This is a genomic window from Aquimarina addita (assembly GCF_039539305.1).
GTDB lineage: Bacteria > Bacteroidota > Bacteroidia > Flavobacteriales > Flavobacteriaceae > Aquimarina > Aquimarina addita.
The window spans coordinates 17,388-35,419 of the sequence record NZ_BAABCW010000006.1 but is presented as its reverse complement, the minus strand read 5'-3'; the positions used below and the strand labels follow the sequence as shown (position 1 = coordinate 35,419).

The 18,032-nt window shown below is 30.9% G+C and carries 13 protein-coding genes and 1 other RNA gene; 10 read left to right on the top strand and 4 right to left on the bottom strand.

Annotated elements, in window-relative coordinates; genetic code table 11:
• The first annotated feature begins 52 nt into the window (after window positions 1-52).
• Complete coding sequence (locus ABD816_RS09015) at window positions 53-958, top strand: ribonuclease Z (RefSeq protein WP_344926609.1); 906 nt, start codon at window positions 53-55, stop codon at window positions 956-958.
• Between the two features lie 39 nt (window positions 959-997).
• Window positions 998-1,645 carry a pyridoxamine 5'-phosphate oxidase gene (gene pdxH, locus ABD816_RS09010; protein WP_344926607.1) on the top strand — a complete coding sequence of 216 codons (648 nt, stop codon included), beginning with the start codon at window positions 998-1,000 and terminating at the stop codon, window positions 1,643-1,645.
• A gap of 19 nt (window positions 1,646-1,664) precedes the next feature.
• Here pdxH and ABD816_RS09005 read toward each other — a convergent pair whose 3' ends face one another.
• Window positions 1,665-3,821, bottom strand: a complete 2,157-nt coding sequence (locus ABD816_RS09005) for an OmpA family protein (RefSeq protein ID WP_344926605.1) — start codon at window positions 3,819-3,821, stop codon at window positions 1,665-1,667.
• Between the two features lie 420 nt (window positions 3,822-4,241).
• Between ABD816_RS09005 and ABD816_RS09000 the strand changes: the two genes are divergently transcribed.
• The 4 genes from ABD816_RS09000 to ABD816_RS08985 all read left to right on the top strand — a co-directional run bounded on the left by ABD816_RS09000 (window position 4,242) and on the right by ABD816_RS08985 (window position 8,400).
• Complete coding sequence (locus ABD816_RS09000; RefSeq protein ID WP_344926603.1) at window positions 4,242-4,727, top strand: SixA phosphatase family protein; 486 nt, start codon at window positions 4,242-4,244, stop codon at window positions 4,725-4,727.
• Window positions 4,728-6,833, top strand: coding sequence for a polyphosphate kinase 1 (ppk1, locus tag ABD816_RS08995; protein ID WP_344926601.1), 2,106 nt, complete (start codon window positions 4,728-4,730; stop codon window positions 6,831-6,833).
• Between the two features lie 5 nt (window positions 6,834-6,838).
• Complete coding sequence (locus tag ABD816_RS08990; RefSeq protein WP_344926599.1) at window positions 6,839-7,738, top strand: Ppx/GppA phosphatase family protein; 900 nt, start codon at window positions 6,839-6,841, stop codon at window positions 7,736-7,738.
• Between the two features lie 104 nt (window positions 7,739-7,842).
• Window positions 7,843-8,400, top strand: coding sequence for a porin family protein (locus tag ABD816_RS08985; RefSeq protein WP_344926597.1), 558 nt, complete (start codon window positions 7,843-7,845; stop codon window positions 8,398-8,400).
• A gap of 329 nt (window positions 8,401-8,729) precedes the next feature.
• Here ABD816_RS08985 and ABD816_RS08980 read toward each other — a convergent pair whose 3' ends face one another.
• Together ABD816_RS08980 and ABD816_RS08975 are read right to left on the bottom strand one after the other, a co-directional pair.
• Window positions 8,730-9,311 (bottom strand): MiaE family protein, encoded by a 582-nt coding sequence (locus tag ABD816_RS08980; RefSeq protein WP_344926595.1) that lies wholly within the window; start codon window positions 9,309-9,311, stop codon window positions 8,730-8,732.
• A gap of 156 nt (window positions 9,312-9,467) precedes the next feature.
• A complete protein-coding gene (locus tag ABD816_RS08975; protein ID WP_344926594.1) occupies window positions 9,468-11,273 on the bottom strand; it encodes a DNA polymerase III subunit gamma/tau in 1,806 nt (601 codons plus the stop codon).
• A gap of 253 nt (window positions 11,274-11,526) precedes the next feature.
• Between ABD816_RS08975 and rnpB the strand changes: the two genes are divergently transcribed.
• Window positions 11,527-11,834, top strand: an RNA gene (gene rnpB / locus ABD816_RS08970) — RNase P RNA component class A.
• 174 nt (window positions 11,835-12,008) lie between these two features.
• Here rnpB and ABD816_RS08965 read toward each other — a convergent pair.
• Window positions 12,009-12,440 carry a hypothetical protein gene (locus tag ABD816_RS08965; protein ID WP_344926592.1) on the bottom strand — a complete coding sequence of 144 codons (432 nt, stop codon included), beginning with the start codon at window positions 12,438-12,440 and terminating at the stop codon, window positions 12,009-12,011.
• A 408-nt stretch (window positions 12,441-12,848) separates the two neighbouring features.
• On the opposite strand from ABD816_RS08965, the gene ABD816_RS08960 reads away from it, so the two are divergent.
• The 3 genes from ABD816_RS08960 (at window position 12,849) to ABD816_RS08950 (ending at window position 17,926) form a co-directional block, all read left to right on the top strand.
• Window positions 12,849-15,383 carry a DUF2339 domain-containing protein gene (locus tag ABD816_RS08960; RefSeq protein ID WP_344926590.1) on the top strand — a complete coding sequence of 845 codons (2,535 nt, stop codon included), beginning with the start codon at window positions 12,849-12,851 and terminating at the stop codon, window positions 15,381-15,383.
• The gene (locus ABD816_RS08955; protein WP_344926588.1) at window positions 15,364-16,599 is read left to right on the top strand and encodes a hypothetical protein; all 1,236 of its coding nucleotides are present in this window, start codon (window positions 15,364-15,366) and stop codon (window positions 16,597-16,599) included. The genes ABD816_RS08960 and ABD816_RS08955 overlap by 20 nt, the downstream gene beginning before the upstream one ends.
• Window positions 16,600-17,017: 418 nt before the next feature.
• Window positions 17,018-17,926, top strand: coding sequence for a DUF6268 family outer membrane beta-barrel protein (locus ABD816_RS08950; protein WP_344926586.1), 909 nt, complete (start codon window positions 17,018-17,020; stop codon window positions 17,924-17,926).
• Window positions 17,927-18,032: the final 106 nt, after the last annotated feature.

Sequence of the window (18,032 nt, the reverse complement as noted above, 5' to 3'; positions counted from 1 at the left end):
ACAATATTTACCACCACTGTTTTGTTAAATTTTAAATGAATTTAAGGTTATTTTGAAACTAACTATTTTAGGTTGCTATTCTGCAACTCCGCGTACTTTTACTAATCCTACTTCGCAAGTGTTAGAAATCAACAATCATATTTTTTTAATAGATTGTGGAGAAGGAACACAAGTGGAACTGAGACGAAATAAAATTAAATTTTCCAGAATTAATCATATTTTTATATCTCATCTTCATGGAGATCATTTTTATGGTTTAGTTGGTTTGGTGTCTACATTCAGGATGTTGAATAGAGAGAATCCACTTCACATATATGGTCCTAAGGGAATTAAAGAAGCAATTACACTACAACTTAAGCTTTCTAATTCCTGGACAGATTATGCATTACATTTTCATGAACTTACTAATAATCAATCAGAATTAGTTTTTGAGGATGAAAAAGTGGTGGTCAAAACAATTCCCTTGCAGCACAGAATTTATTGTAATGGATTCTTATTTCAGGAGAAACCAGGAGAAAGAAAATTGGTGATGAGCAAAGTGTTAAACTATGATATAGATGTGTCATATTATCGGTCTATTAAGAAAGGAAAAGATGTGATGCAAGATGACGGTACTGTCATCGCTAATGAGTTACTTACTCAAAACCCTGACCCCGTAAAAAGTTATGCTTTTTGTAGTGATACTAAGTATAATGAAGATAAAATATCATTGATAGAAGGAGTAACAGCATTATATCATGAATCAACGTTTCTGGAAAGTCATAAAGCATTGTGTCAAAGAACCGGACATAGTACAGCTATTGAAGCAGCAACGATTGCTAAGAAGGCTTGTGTAGGAACATTGGTTTTGGGCCATTATTCTACTAGATATGGCGATATAGAATTGTTTAGAAAAGAAGCACAAACGGTTTTTGATCAAGTAGAAATCGGAGATGATGGTAAAGTTTTTGAATTTTGATATCAAAATGCTGTAGTTTTGTATTATAAAAATCATAGGATGAATAGAGATCTCAAAACATATAGAAAATCATACGATAAAATGATTCTGGATGAAAATAAAATTTCAGTACAACCTATTGAATTATTTTCGGATTGGTTTAAAGAAGTAGAAGAAGATGGTGGAATAGAAGAGGCGAATGCGATGACAGTAGCTACTCATGGTCTGGACGGTTTTCCTAAGACACGTATTGTCTTATTAAAACATTATGATAAGCAAGGTTTTGTTTTTTATACGAATTATGATTCAGAGAAAGGAAAAGCTATTTCAATAAATAATAAGGTTTGCATCTCCTTTTTCTGGCCTAATTTAGAACGACAAGTTATTATTAAAGGAGAAGTAGATCGAATAAAAGAAGAAGACAGTATTGCTTATTTTCAATCTCGTCCTAAAGGGAGCCAGCTGGGAGCCTGGGCTTCTAATCAAAGTAATGTGGTTAGTTCTAGAAGTATACTGGAAGATAATCTAAGTGCACTAGAAGAAAAATATAAAGATCAATCCATCCCTAAACCTCCGTTTTGGGGTGGTTATGTTGTAAAACCTTTAGAATTTGAATTTTGGCAAGGTAGACCTAATCGATTGCACGATAGGATTAGATATCAGTTATTAGAGGAAAATAAATGGAAAATAGATAGGCTTGCACCATAATCTATTGTGTGTATTAAAGCTACATAATTACAAAACTAGATCTTCTGTTTCTTTTATATTCCTCTTCAGAACAATTTTCTCCGTCGATACACTCATTTACTGGTTTGGCTTCACCAAAACCTACGTATGAAAGTATTCTGTTTGAAGATATTTTCTTACTAATCAGATATTGGTATATTGATTCTGCTCTCTTTTGTGATAGTGTGAGGTTGTAATCAGTATTCCCCCGACTATCAGAATGTGTTTCAATTTTGATAAGCATATCAGGGAAGTCTTTAGTCATTAAAACAACAACTTTATCTAATTCTTCAATTGCACGCTCTGTAATATCCCATTTATCAAATTCGAAGTATATCTCATTAAGATTGATGAGATCGTTTAAAGTGGTATTTTTTTTAATTTTAGATACAAGGCTAGAAGCTGCTTCATTTTCTGTGGTCACAATATCTTCTTCGTTAATACCAGAGTTTTGATTATTTTTTGAATTATCCAAGGTACTTTTCTCTAAGACACTTTTTTCTAAATCATTAGTAGCATAAACAAAATCTGTATTTGCATTTGGACAATTTAGACCACTAATGTCCACCGCCAGTTTTAATTGATAATAATCAGGAAGATTACAAGCATTTAAGTGGTTATATCCTTTAGAATATTTGACCGTTTCATTAAGCGAGCCGTTAAATTCTGCAGTTACTGGCTGGTCCATGATACTAACTTCACCAGTTTCATTTAATGAATCGCAATTAGTGTTAACTTTTACAGTATACTTGATTTCAAAAGGATCACTATCCAATTTTACCATTTTGTTTGGGATTATAAAGCTTAATCCTCTGGTACTTTTATCGTAATTCACTTTTACTCTTTTTGAAGGAAGAATTAAAGATTCTTTAGAAAACAGCACATTTTCTGGTAATATATCTTTTATAACTGTGTTTTTTGCATCATCATTACCATCATTGTACACTGTGAGGCTATATACAATTTCTTGATCTGGAGTTACTATATCACCAGGAAAGACAAAACTGTTATCTACATATTTAGATCTTTTAATGATATGTATAGCAGGCTCATATATTTCAATGCTAAATGCAACAGCATTAACAGAATACCCATCATTATCAGTCAATAAACTAAATTTAGCTTCTGTCTGATTATTACCGATGATGCTATTTCTTGGGTTTTTTATACTAAATAAATCCGCATCATAACCCAGCGTATTTTGACTTGCAGGAACACGTGTGGTTATATTTTTTCCGTCTTCTGTAATATTAGCATTAAAAAAGTTATTCAACGGATTATTATTATCCGACAACCCTTTATATTTATTAGTCTCATTAGAAAGTACTCTAAAACGATCTCCTCGTATTCCTTTATCACCCTCATAAGAAATAATTCCAATTTTACCATATACTGCTCCTTCTGGAATAGTTTGGAAATTATCAAAAGAAAATTCTACAGGTTTAGCTTTAGAATCTATATTAACAAATCCATCATATACGTAAAAACGCTTACGAGGCATAGAAGTATCTTCATAAATAACAATCATAGTCCATCCACCCGCAAGCCCATTCCCTAAAGTTTCATCATTATTTACTGCAGAAGTGGTTGCAGGGATATTAGCCAGCGTATAGGTTCCTAAAGGATTTTCTAAACTTAATACCTCTTTAGTAATATCTTTATAACAAGAATATTGCTTAAAAAGAGATTTTGGATCATTATAATAATCATGGATTATTTTTCCATCACGTATAGTTTTGTAGGTATCAGATCCAGGATATTTTATTTTTACAGATGTTATATCGTGTTCCCTGTTTGTGTCGGCATAAGCTGCAGTCCAGTATAAACCAACATGTTTTATATTAGCACAGTTAGAAGTTACATTTAGATCTGCACTGCTGGAATTAAAGGTAGTAGGATCATTATCTATATCGATAAAACCCATCTGAAACTGATTATTCAACCCTCCTTCATTATAGCTTTTGTTAGGATCAAATATATGAGTACCATCATCATTGCTAATCTTTCCCAAGATAGTATTAGAAACAAATTTCAAATCTCCTTTTATAGTAAATTCTGTTCTTTTTTCAAGAGGAACTTCGACTTGGCTATAGGAACTAATAGCCATAGAACAACATATAAAAAGTAATAATATGTTCTTTATTTTTAATGTTTTCATTGTATTGTAAAGTTTTTCCAAGATCCTTAAAACTGTAAAATTTTTCATTTAACAATCCATTTTAACTGCGTGATCCACAGTTTACTTTGGGCGAAATACTATTTAAATCTAAGGGGAAACCACATGTAAATTTATATTTTAACATTTAATAAAACTGACAAAAACTAAACTTTTCGATATAAGATTAGATTTTATCGATTAAAAGAAGACTGATATTGGCTTCATTCTCATTGTTTTATGCCACTCAAGGCATATGTGAATGCCTGTTTTTAGATTTTTTTGTATATATATGATATATGCAGTTTTAAGAGTAGTTGTTTAATAGAATAACTATTTTATGAGATTATGTTGCGAATTGTAAAAGCTAATTCTTAAACTTGTATGTATAAAATTTATAGGTTTAAAATTCGATTTGAAACAATGAAGACTTTGTATATAATAAGACACGCTAAATCATCTTGGGAGTATGATGTAGAGGATCGTAATCGTCCATTGAATGAGCGAGGAGTAAATGATGCAGGTTTAATAGGTAAAAAGCTAATTTCTTTAATAAACCCGGTAGATCAGGTGCTTTGTAGTGATGCAAAAAGGACACAAATGACAGCAGATATTGTGCTGAGTCATCTTACTATTGATAGAAGTGTATTTAGTTTAGAACCAAAACTTTATGACTTTGATGGGCATCAGGTTATTGAAGTTATAAAAAGTTGTAGTAATCAGGTTAGTAGCCTTATGATTTTTGGACATAACCATGCTTTAACCTCTATTGTAAACATGTTTGGAAGTGAAATAATTTATAATTTACCTACCGCTGGTGTTGTTGCTATCCATTTTGATGTTGAAGAATGGCAAAATATATCTGTAGGAAAAAACTTATTCACATTATTCCCTAAAGAACTGAGATAAATGACTGAAAAAGTAACAAACCCTTATATAAACAGAGAATTAAGTTGGTTACAATTTAATGCACGTGTTTTGCAAGAGGCGTCTGATGATAGTGTGCCGCTTATTGAACGATTACGATTCATAGGAATTTTTTCAAATAATTTAGATGAATTTTTTAAGGTAAGATATGCTACTATCAAAAGAATTGATTTAGCAGGTAGGGGTGGTAAAAATGTTTTAAAAGGTAAGACAGCCAGTCAACTATTAGAGCAAATTACTAAAATAGTGATTAAGCAACAATCAGAAAGTTTAAAAATAATAAACAGTATTGGTGAGCAATTAAAGCAGCATTCTATTTTTATCATTGATGAAAAAGAAGTTACTATTGAGCAAGATAGTTTTATCCGGAAGTATTTTATAAATAAAGTAAGTCCGGCATTGGTTACATATATTCTGAATGATATCGATAAATTTCCACACCTTAAAGATAGTGTAGCATATTTAGCGGTAAAATTAGTGTTAAAAGATAAGGTTCCTAAAGAAGGAGCGATCTCAAAAATGCTCAACCAAAAAACCAAGGAGAAGATTTATGCGCTTATAGAAATCCCTAAAAATACAGATCGTTTTGTGGTCCTTCCTGAAAAAGACGGTAAACAATATATTATGTTATTGGATGATTTGATACGATATTGTATGCAGATCAATTTCAGTATATTCGATTATGATAGTGCATCTGCACATATGATAAAGATTACTCGGGATGCCCAGTTGGATTTGGATAATGATTTTAGTAAAAGTTTTATTCAGAAAATATCAAGTAGTGTGAAGTCGAGACGTGATGGAGAACCTGTTAGATTCGTGTATGATAAAACGATTGATAAAGATACACTTGCCTTTTTGATGAATAAGATGGGTATTGATAATACGGATAGTATTATTCCTGGTGGTAAATATCATAATCGTAGAGATTACATGAATTTCCCTGATCTTGGAAGGCAAGGTTTAGTCTACCAGCCTTTATTACCACTTACGATTGCAGGATTAAGTTTACAAGGAAGTTTGTTGGATAAAATTTCTAAAAAAGACTTTTTACAATATACTCCATATCATACGTTTTCATATACAGTAAAATTTCTAAGGGAATCTGCAATTGATCCTAAGGTTAAGACAATTAAAATTACTATTTATAGGCTAGCTAGCATTTCTCACATCGCAAGTTCATTGATTAATGCTGCAAAGAATGGGAAAAGTGTAACAGTACAGATAGAGCTTCAGGCACGTTTTGATGAAGCTGCAAATATTAGATATGCAGAACAAATGCAACGTGAAGGAGTTCATCTCATTTTTGGAGTTTCTGGATTGAAAGTTCATTGCAAAACTTGTATTATAGAAAGAGAAGAAAGAGGTAAATTAAGAAGATATGGATTTATAAGTACTGGTAACTTTAATGAATCTACTGCCAAGTTATATACTGATTATACATTATTTACGACTAATGAAGCTATCCTTAAAGAAACGAATAAAGTTTTTAAGTTTTTTGAAATTAATTATAAAGTTAGTACCTACAAGCACCTATTAGTTTCTCCACATTACACGAGAAATGCGCTTATTAAATTAATAAATAAAGAAATTAAGAATAGTGAATCCGGAATTCCTGCTGGTATTAAGTTAAAGCTAAACAGTCTTAGTGATTATCCTATGATTGATAAGTTATATGAGGCCAGTAAGGCAGGAGTAAAAATTGATTTAATTGTGAGGGGGATATGTTGTCTTGTTCCGGGTGTTCCGGGAATAAGTGAAAATATTCGGGTTATTAGTATTATAGATAAATTCTTAGAACATTCAAGATTGTATATTTTTCAGAATGGAGGGGATCATAAGGTATATATATCTTCTGCTGATTGGATGACAAGAAATTTGGATAGACGAGTAGAGATTTCCTGTCCTATATATGATATTGATATCAAAGAGGAGTTAATTGATACTTTTGAGATATGCTGGAGTGATAACATCAAAGCAAGAAATCTTTCCAAAGATCAGGATAATTGTTATATTAGAAACGAAAAGGTAAAAGTCAGGTCGCAAATAGCTACTTATGATTATTATTTAAGAAAATCAGGAAATTAGATATTTTGTTGACAATAGAAAAATATGCAGCCATTGATATTGGCTCCAATGCGGTAAGATTATTAATTAGTAGCGTTCACGAAGAGGAAGGCAAAGAGACCAGATTTAAAAAAACAAGTTTAGTACGTGTGCCTATTCGATTAGGAGCAGATGTATTCCTTACTAAAAAAGTTTCAGAGGATAATATTGTAAGGATGCTAGATGCCATGCAATCATACCAACTTCTTATGAAAACCCATAAAGTAGTGCGCTACAAAGCCTGTGCTACCTCTGCAATGCGAGAAGCTGAAAATGGAACTGAACTAGTCTCCTTAATAAAAGAAAAAACAGGGTTACAGATAGATATTATTGATGGTACAGATGAAGCTGCAATTATTGCGATGACTGACCTCAAGGAATTAATCAATTCTGATGCGACTTACCTATATGTTGATGTAGGAGGTGGGAGTACAGAGTTTACATTATATCATAATGGTAATACGATTATCTCAAAATCTTTCAAGCTAGGAACTGTAAGACTACTAAATGATTTAGTTACTAATGATGTTTGGAAAGAAGTAGAGGTATGGATTAGACAACACACAAAGGGTTATACCCGAATATCTTTAATTGGATCCGGTGGAAATATTAATAATATATTCAAAAATAGTGGGAAAAGAATAGGGAAGCCTTTATCATATCTATACCTTAGTTCATATTATAAACTATTAAGTTCATTGACCTATGAAGAACGAATTTGGGAATTAAATCTAAATCAGGATAGAGCTGATGTTATCTTACCTGCAACACGAATTTATTTATCAGCTATGAAATGGAGTGCTGCCAGGCAAATTTATGTTCCAAAAATAGGATTATCTGACGGGATTATTAAATCATTATACAATGAAAAATTAAATATAAAATGATTGTAGACATTTATACACGTGTAAAAACATCAGGTAACTACTAGATTAACTTTTAATCCTCATTTTTTTATGTTAAATTGTCGGCTAATAAATTTTTAAATATTATGAAAAAAGCATTACTTATTGCCACTGTATTATTATTAGGTTCTAATTATGGAGTTGCTCAGGCTTCCAGATATGGTGTAAGAATAGGCGCAAACATAAGCTCTATAAGCTCAGATGATATTGCAGATGATTTTGATACAGGTAGAATAGGAGTAGTAGTTGGTTTTTTTGCAGAATATGCTTTTAATGAAAAGCTTAGTATCCAACCTGAAATTCAGTATTCCGGACAAGGAAATAAAGAAGAAGATTTACGAGCTGATTATATTCAGGTTCCTATATTATTTAAATATAATTTCAATCATATATTTAATATTCAACTTGGACCACAGGCAGGAATTAAAATTTGGGAATGGGAGGATAACCAGAATGATAATGTAGATTTTAATACGTTTGATTATGCTGTGGTAGGTGGAATAGGGGTAAATATAACAGATAACTTTTTTGCAACAGCAAGATATTCATATGGACTGGCTAATGTTTTTGATGATGAAGATTTAGGAATTAGTCTTGATGGTAACAATACCGTTATTCAATTATCTGTAGGGTATAGGTTATAAAAGCGGCAATAAAAAAGTAAAACAAAAACTCACTTTATGTGAGTTTTTTGTTTTTTATCAATAGCATTCTCCTAGGTTCTGAATGTAGCACATAGGATCATAATAAAGGAATCTTTTTTTATGACTGCTTGTAGTGAAGTGGTCTTATTTTTAATACCTTATGCTTTTGGATCGAGGTAGTTTATTTAGAAGAGCAATTTATGTTTTGATAATTAAGTAAATTCCAAAAGTTTGTCTTACTGAGTAAAAGTGTCAAAAATTAATGGTGGCACATTGTTTTTAAGTAGCAATTACATAAAAGTATAAGAAAGTATAAGCGTTTTCAGTTTTTATCCGTGTATAGATTCACTTTTGCTTAATTCTTTCATTATTTGAGCCTCAAATGTTAGAAGTTCTTGCCATTTTTGATCCACTTCTATTCTGTTACCGTACTGTCTGGCAAAATTGAGAAACATGGTATAATGATTAGCTTCACTGACCATTAAGTTTTTATAAAATTCAGCTAATTCTTTATCTTCTAATTCGTTTGATAATAACCTGAATCGTTCACAACTTCTAGCCTCAATTAATGCTGCATATAATAAACGATGTACCAGTTGAGTAGTTCTACTACCTCCTTTGGGAAAGAAACTAAGTAACTGTATCACATAATGATCTTTACGGTCTCTGCCTAAAGTCCAACCTCGTTCAATAATTTTGTCATGAACCATTTTAAAATGGCTGATTTCTTCTTTTACTAATGCTGTCATTTCCTGTACCAACTCTGTATATTCCGGGAAACTTACAATCAATGAAATGGCTGTAGAAGTTGCTTTTTGTTCACAATAAGCGTGGTCAATTAATATCTCTTTAATATTCTTTTCTACAATATTAACCCATCTTGGATCTGTAGGGAGTTTTAGACCTAGCATTAGCATTTTTTTATTAGTACGCAAAATTAATGCTTTCAGGAATAATATCCCAAAGTTAACGAGTATAAGAGAACGGTATAATGAATAAAGATAAAAACACCAGAAAGAATATTTTATTAAGACAGGCTATGACTAAAAAATTTTTGATAAAATTTTTTAGATATCCAAGTCAAAAGAAGATCTTAGTTTATCAATTAATGGATTTTTCTCTTTTAGTTTGTCATATTTATCCTGTGGGGTAAAAGCATATTTTTTAGAAGCTTCTTCATTCACAGTAACTTTCAATTGAATACTATAATTATTTAACTTTCTATATAGAAATTGTAAGAGACCTGATTCTGCATTTTGTAAATCTACTTTCATAGATTCATTGGGTAGTTCTAAATGAATTTCAAATTCCTTTAGTATAGGAGTGTTCATAGCAAACATGGATCCTATGATACGTTCTCCTTTTTTGTCCTGCATTTTTCCGTATTCCTTCCAGGCGGTTTGCATTTGTGATTCATCAAAGGCATCTGTAGGTAGGTTAGTAGGATCTATAACTTTTTCTACTTTATTTTCTTGATGTTCTTTTTTTCTTCGGATACTATTTAATGATAGTCCTGATGTTCTTTTTTCACGAAGATGTGATATAGTTTTATTAGCGATAACAACTGGAGTATCTTCTATATTTGTAGGTAGAACTTCATTTGTTGTGGTGGTTTGTTCTGGTATTTTTACTTTGTTAGTAGAGGCATCTACAGCTTTTTCTGAAATTTGTTCTTTTTCAGTAACAACTGATTGGCTTACTAATTTATCATCTGCCTTTTTTTTGACCTCTGATGTAATATGAATAGGTTGAATTCCTTTTTGTCTAAAATACTCTGGTGGAATTATGTAAGGTTGGTCATTTTTTTTTTCTCCATCCTGAGTAAGGATAGAGGCGAGTTGCATCAAGCACAGTTCGACCAGTAGACGCTGGTTTCTACTAGTTTTATATTTTAAATCACAGTCATTAGCTAATTCTATACCTCTCATTAAAAAGGGATAAGAAGATTGCTGCGATTGTTCGTGATATTTAGTTTTCGTTGCTTCTCCAACTTCTAGCAAATTAATAGTTGCCGGATTTTTACAAACCAGTAAATCTCTAAAATGAGATGCAAGACCGGCTATAAAATGATGTCCATCAAACCCTTGAGCTAGAATTTCATTAAATTCGATTAATAATTGTGGAATATTATTAGTAAGAATAAGATCAGTAGTTTTAAAATAAGTTTCATAATCCAGTACATTCAGATTTTCTGTAACCGCTTGTCGAGTAAGATTTTTTCCGCTAAAACTAACTACTCTATCAAAAATAGAAAGTGCATCACGCATTGCACCATCAGCTTTCTGAGCGATGATTTGCAATGCATCTTCGTCGGCAATGATACCTTCACTTTCTGCAACTTGCATCAAGTGATTTTTTGCATCTGTTACTGTTATTCTTTTAAAATCAAAAATCTGACAACGTGATAAGATAGTTGGTATAATTTTATGCTTTTCTGTTGTTGCCAGAATAAAAATAGCATGTTTTGGTGGTTCTTCTAATGTTTTCAGAAATGCATTAAAAGCAGCTTGCGAAAGCATATGAACCTCATCAATAATATATACTTTATAAGTTCCTACCTGGGGAGGAATTCTAACCTGATCAATAAGACTGCGTATATCATCTACTGAATTATTGGAAGCAGCATCTAATTCGAAAATATTGAAGGCAAAATCTTCATCAGGATCGTGTTCTCCTTGCTGATTGATGGTTTTAGCTAATATTCGTGCACAAGAGGTTTTTCCTACACCACGAGGTCCTGTAAATAATAGAGCTTGTGCAAGATGATTATTATCAATTGCATTAAGTAATGTATTGGTAATAGCTTGTTGACCCACAACATCTTTAAATGTTTGGGGTCTGTATTTACGCGCAGATACTATAAAATGCTCCATAGAAATACAAAGTTAAAAATTGCAGTCAAAATAAGAATCGTATCCTTTGGTTTTTATGCTGAGTTATTAACAGTTTCAAAATTATTTTATTTTTAGTAAATATTAATTTCTTCAGATATTCTATTAAACATAAATAAGTTGAGTGATAGTTCTATGATGATTTGTTTATTGTAGTTTTTACGATAAAAATTAATAAACAAAAATTAATTCAGTATTGAGAATTCAGAACTTAGAATTGTTATACTTTTGCGTTAAAGCAGATCACCTTATCGCTGTCTCATTAATGAGAGAGAGGAAAGTCCGGACACCATAGTGCAGTATAGCGGGTAACACCCGTCCATCGAGAGATGAGGACAAGTGCAGCAGAAAGTATGTACAGGTAAGGCTGTAGTGAAACCAGGTAAACTCTATGCGGTGCAACGCCATGTATACCAGCTTTTAAGGGTTGCACGCCCGATGCTGGAGGGTAGGCGGTTCGATCCTGATAGTAATATCAGGGCTAGATAAATGATAGGGATCCATATTCTGGATACAGAATCCGGCTTATGATCTGCTTTTTTTTAAACAGTAATAAGAAATTTAACTTGAGTTACTTGTAATAAATCTTGTCCATTTCTTTTAAGCCTTAAAATAATTTTATTTTATATTGTCTCCGTAAAAATAGAATGCTTCATTCAATATATCGAATGAAGCATTCAGCATAATTCCCCAATTATGATTGCTAATTATAAATGATTATTGTTGCATCAACTGTTCATTCAACTCTTGTAATTGAGCTGCTTTTGCAGTAGAATAATCACTTAACTTTTGTATATCATCTCCAGAAAGATTTCCTGAAATTTCTTGTGCTTTTACAGAAAGTTCTTGTCCTTTTTGACCTAATGTGGCATATGCAGTCATATCTTTACTCGCTACTACTTTTTTATATTCTGCAATATATGCTTCATAAGAATCCACATATTCCTGTACTTTTGGATCACTAAACTTTGGAGTATCTGTGGATGTGTTTACCTTAGTAACTTCTTCTTCTTTTGGTTCCTCATTATTCTCTGCAACCTCTTCAACATTATCAATGTTATCTTGGTTTTCAGCATTATTTTGATTTTTGCAAGAAGCTGCAACAAGAATAGCAATTACCAGAGCAATGTTTACAAATTTTCTTTTCATGTTTTTCGTTTTAGTTTATGTGTATTTTGTTTTTAAGATGAATGAACAGTACAAAGATGAGAATGCAGGTGGTAATAGCAAACACTCTTTTCAGTGAAATAAGCACCCTGTTTTCAGGGGTTACGTGGATTATAAATGTGAAATTTTATAATTAGAAATACAGTGGTTATTTCAGGAAGAATATTTATATAACAACTTCTCCTTGTGATTCTTTGGAGTTATACCATAAATTATTTGAAGTTTAATCCATAGACTTCCTTGAGACTTTGTTTTGGGTTCAGTATATAGAATCAGGATAGAAGAGTCTTGTTTCCTAATTCTTAAGTGAAGCGGTCTTGTTTTGATACCTCGTAGGCAGTTCATTAAATAAACTTATATTTACTTTGATAATCAACAGATATTATTTCTATGGAGTTTAGTTTTATTTTATTACTTATTTTATTAATTGTACTTATTCATTTTAAGGTCACTCTGAAAGGTAGAATTAATGATTTACAAAAGAATATAAATGACTTGAATGATAAATTAGATAAAGTATTAAAGACAAATAGCATAACTAAAAAAGTGGTTTCTAAAGAAGAAACTAAGAATGAAATAGTACATCAAGAAAATAAACCTGCTACTCCCGTAAAACCTACACAAAAAGAAGAAGCAATCTCAATAAAACCTGTAGAATCAGAGAAAGCAAAACCTATAAAAGCAGCAGAGATAAGTCCTCTTACTCCTATACCAGAAAAAGTAAAACCAGTCGGGAATATAAAAGAGCAATTAAAAAATGAAAAACCTATCTATACTAAACAAGTAAAAAAACAAATCCAACCGCCCAGACCAGGTTTTTGGCAAAGATTTAAAGAGAAAAACCCAGATTTAGAGAAGTTTATCGGTGAGAACTTAATTAATAAAATAGGGATACTCATTTTAGTTCTTGGTATCAGTTATTTTGTGAAATATGCTATTGACAAAGACTGGATTAATGAAACAGGAAGGGTAGGTATTGGGATATTAGCAGGAAGTTTAGTATTAGCTGTTGCTCATAAGTTACGTAAAAAGTATAATGCCTTTAGTTCTGTATTAGTGTCAGGAGCTATTGCTATTTTTTATTTTACCATAGCTATTGGGTTTCATGAATATCAGTTGTTTAGTCAGACGGTTGCATTTGTTATCATGGTGTTTATCACAACATTTAGTTGTTTAATATCGATGTCTTATAATCGTATAGAACTAGCTGTTTTATCTCTTATAGGGGGTTTTGCAGTACCTTTTATGATAAGAACAGGAAATGGTAATTACTTAGTTTTATTTAGCTACATAGCAATTCTGGATATTGGTATTTTAGCTTTAGCATATTTTAAAAAATGGAATCTTGTGAATATTCTGGCATTTATATTCACAACGCTATTATTTATAGGTTGGTTTAGTGATGACATAAATAATGTTGAACCTCATTATACGGGAGCATTTATCTTCAGTCTCGTATTTTACATGATTTTTATTGTTATGAATATTATTCATAATATTCGCAATAAAGGAATATTTACTAAAACACAACTTACGATCTTATCCATCAATACTTTTATTTTTTATGGGATAGGTATGATCATACTATCTGCCGTTTTTCCAATATACAGAGGACTTTTTACTGCAATTTTGGCAATACTTAATTTAATGTATGCATGGGTCTTGTACAAGAAATTCGGATTAGATAAAACGGCTATATATCTATTAATTGGCTTAACACTGTCATTTATCACATTAGCAATACCAATTCAGTTTGAAGGTAATAACATAACGCTTTTTTGGGCAGCAGAAGGGGTATTACTGATTTGGTTGGCACAGAAATCAAAAATAAGAAGCTATCGTTTTGCATCAGGTATCGTTCATATTTTAATGTTATTTAGTTTGTTAATTGACTGGATAAAACTATATACATCTGATGAGATATTGATGGTGGTAGGAAATGCTGCTTTTATTACAGGTATTGTATCCGTAATTTCATTAATATCAGTGTGGTATTTATTAAGAAATGAGATTGTAAAACAAGAAAAACTCGGATTTACTTTTAATCCTGTTATTTACAGAAAAATAGCAGTTATTGTTTCAATTGTACTTGGATATTTTGTTGGAATTTTAGAAGTTTTATATCAATCCTATATGTATTTTGATAATGAATTATATTCATTATTTACTTTGCCTGTGGTATATCACTTATTATTTTCTGCGGTGTTTTGCTTCTTTTTACACAAAAGAAAAAATAATATCAATCATCAATTGGCAACTGTCTTAATCATTATCAATATCATTGTATTCGTATTTTTATTTTCCAGATTACCATTTTTAGAACAAAAAGGGAATTTGATTCTGGTGGAGAATAGTCAATTAGCCTTTTATATGCATTATATCTGTTTATTGATTATTGGATATTTTTGTTATTTACTATTCAAAATAAATAAAAAATCAGGTTTATTTAAGTCCAGAATTATGATTTGGGTTACTGCTTTCGTTTTAGTGTATTTAGCAAGTTCAGAACTTATTCTTCATGGGTTGAAATTTATGAACCCTCAATTGTCTGATATAGCTTTTACTAATGATTCTGCAGGTTATTACAATAACAGATTACATGCAGCACGTGTTATTAATCTCGCAAAATTTAAAATTATTAAAACAGGATTACCGGTATTATGGGGTATTATGGCATTTATTTTCTTATTGATCGGAATTAAAAAAAGTATCAAAGATTTAAGAATAATTGCTTTATCACTTTTAGGTTTGACTATTCTTAAATTGTTCATATACGATATCAGTAATGTTTCAGAAACAGGAAAAATTATAGCCTTCATTCTCTTAGGAGTGTTGGTGCTAATCATATCATTTGTATACCAAAAAATTAAAGTATTAGTTATTGATGAAAAAACAAAACCAGAAGATGATCAAACAGTTACTTAGTTTATTACTATTTATTTTTATAAGCACTATATCTGCTCAACAACATAAGGTAAATGGCTCACTTCATAGTATAGGAGCTGACGGATTATATAAAATTAAGATTCCTCATTTAGTACGTTCTTATACACATAATGATATTCGTGATTTTAGAATTTGGGATAGTAAAGGTGCTCAAGTGCCTTATTTTATACATACAGATGATGCTGAAACTCGAATTTCTAATTTTGAAGAGTTTAAGATTATTTCTCAGACTACTATTGCTGATACCAGTTCAACCTATATTTTTAAAAACTCAAAATTAAAAATAGAAAAAGCAATTTTATTATTATCAAATTATGCAGGCAGTAAGCGCTTTAGCTTACAGGGGAGTAATGATCAGAAACAATGGTTTGGACTTGTAAATAGTCAACAACTATATAATCTTACTAACCCAACAAGTACTAGTGTTTATAAGATTATCAAATTTCCTTTATCATCTTATAACTATGTGAAAATCATATTTGATGATCGTAATTCTTTACCAGTTAATCTTTTGAAAATAGGAACAGCGACTACAAATATTATAAAGTCTAAGCAAGATGTGATTCCTGCACAAACAACTACTATTTCGCAGCTGAAAGAAGAAAAGAAAACCAAAATTCATATTACTTTTGAACATCCTGAAGTTATTAACCAAGTACTTTTTAATATTACTGCACCGGATTTATATAATAGAACTGCTATCATTTATGTCTTGAAAGAAAAAAAGATAAAACATGAAATACATACTTACAAACAGCAATTAACAAGTTTTACAATTCATTCTAATAAGGAAGCAAATTTTTCTTTGAATTCGTTTTTTGGTAAAGAACTATTTATCGAAATAGAGAATCAAGATAATCCTGCATTAGAGATATCTTCTATTGAATTTTTACAAGAGCCCTTATATGTTGTTGCTGATTTAAAAAAGAAGGAAACATATACAATTTCCGCTGGAGATCACAATCTGACAGCACCACAATATGATATAGCATATTTTAGAGATAGGGTTTCTGATAATTTATCTGTATCAGAAATCACTTCAATTACATTAGTAGAGGAAACTGATAAAGAAAAAGTAACGCTATCCATTTGGCAACAACCATGGTTTATGTGGATTTGTATAGGTTTTGCTGCCATATTAGTAACGTATTTTGCTTCTGGTTTATTAAAAGATATGCGAAAAGATGATACATGAATTGGATCAATAGAACTTTTTGAGATTTTGTTTTTAGTACAGCAAATAGTATCAGGATAAAGGAGTCTTATTGCCTGATTCTTATAGGGAAGCACTCTTATTTTGATTATATCCTTGAGTCCAGGTAGTTTATTATAAGTTATTTATGTAAGCTTTTTATGATCACTTCGAAATATGGATTTTTGAGACTTTACCAGCATTGTTTTTGAGTTTTAAATTGGATTTCACTGTTCAATAGTGATGTAGTTAAAATTGAAATTTAATCTGTTTTCAATAATCTATAATTGAGTATATGCTTAATTAATTATTTCCTATATTACAAGAGTTGAGTATTTTATAAAAGGATTAAATATCTAATAAAAATATAGAATCATAGTTTTACTAAGATTAAATTGAACAACCTTAAAATTTTAAACCATTGAAAAATAAATACCTGTTTTACTGTCTTAGCTTAATTGTACAATTTTCTATTTCTCAGGAGTATATTGATCTTGTAAAATTGAGCTATGGAAACGTTTATAATGTGGGTTTTGAGAATAGTGAAGAGAAAACAAATGTAGGTTCACTGAATGTAGGAGTAACCTATCCTATAAAAGTAAGTGATAAAATTGCAATTATTACCGGCTTAGATTATGGTCAGCAAAAATTAGATTTATTTCCTGGTGGCACTACCATTGGTCTGCAATATGCAAGGTTCAAGGGTGGAATCAATGTAAAACATAGTGAACGCTGGTCTGGGAGTTATCTGTTGTTACCAAAAATAGCAAGCCAGGATTTGCATACAGATGGCGATCATTTTTTTATGGGTGGACTGGTTTTGCTAAAATATCAGAAAAACATAAATTTCCAATATCGTATGGGATGGTATCTAAGTCAGGAAGGGTTTGGAATACTAACAACACCTATACTAGGTCTATATTATCTTAGTGAAAATAAAAATTGGGAAATTACTGCTAACCTACCTGTTAATGGAGATGTCAATTATCGTTTTAATGAGGTTTTTTCTTTGGGAATTGGATTTGAGGCACCAGTAAGATCCTATAGTTTACAACAAGAAAATACACTACCTAATTTGTATGTGCAATCTTCTATTATAGAAATAGGACCCTATATACAACATAGTTTTTTAAACAAGAGCATTTTAGTAAAATTACAGGGTGGTTATACTAGTATATCAAATGAAGTATTCGAAGAAGGGGATACATTACCTATACGCTTGTCTGCTTTCGAATTTGATGATGATCGAACCTTAATAAACCCTGAAATGAATGGAAATTTATTTGCAAAAATCGGACTAACCTATAGATTTTATATTAAAAATAAATAGATAAACCAGGTTTAAAGATATACATCCATAAACCCGGTTTAGTGATAAATCATATAATAGTATACGCCTATTATATATTATATCAGTATGTTTTTTAGAATTTTAC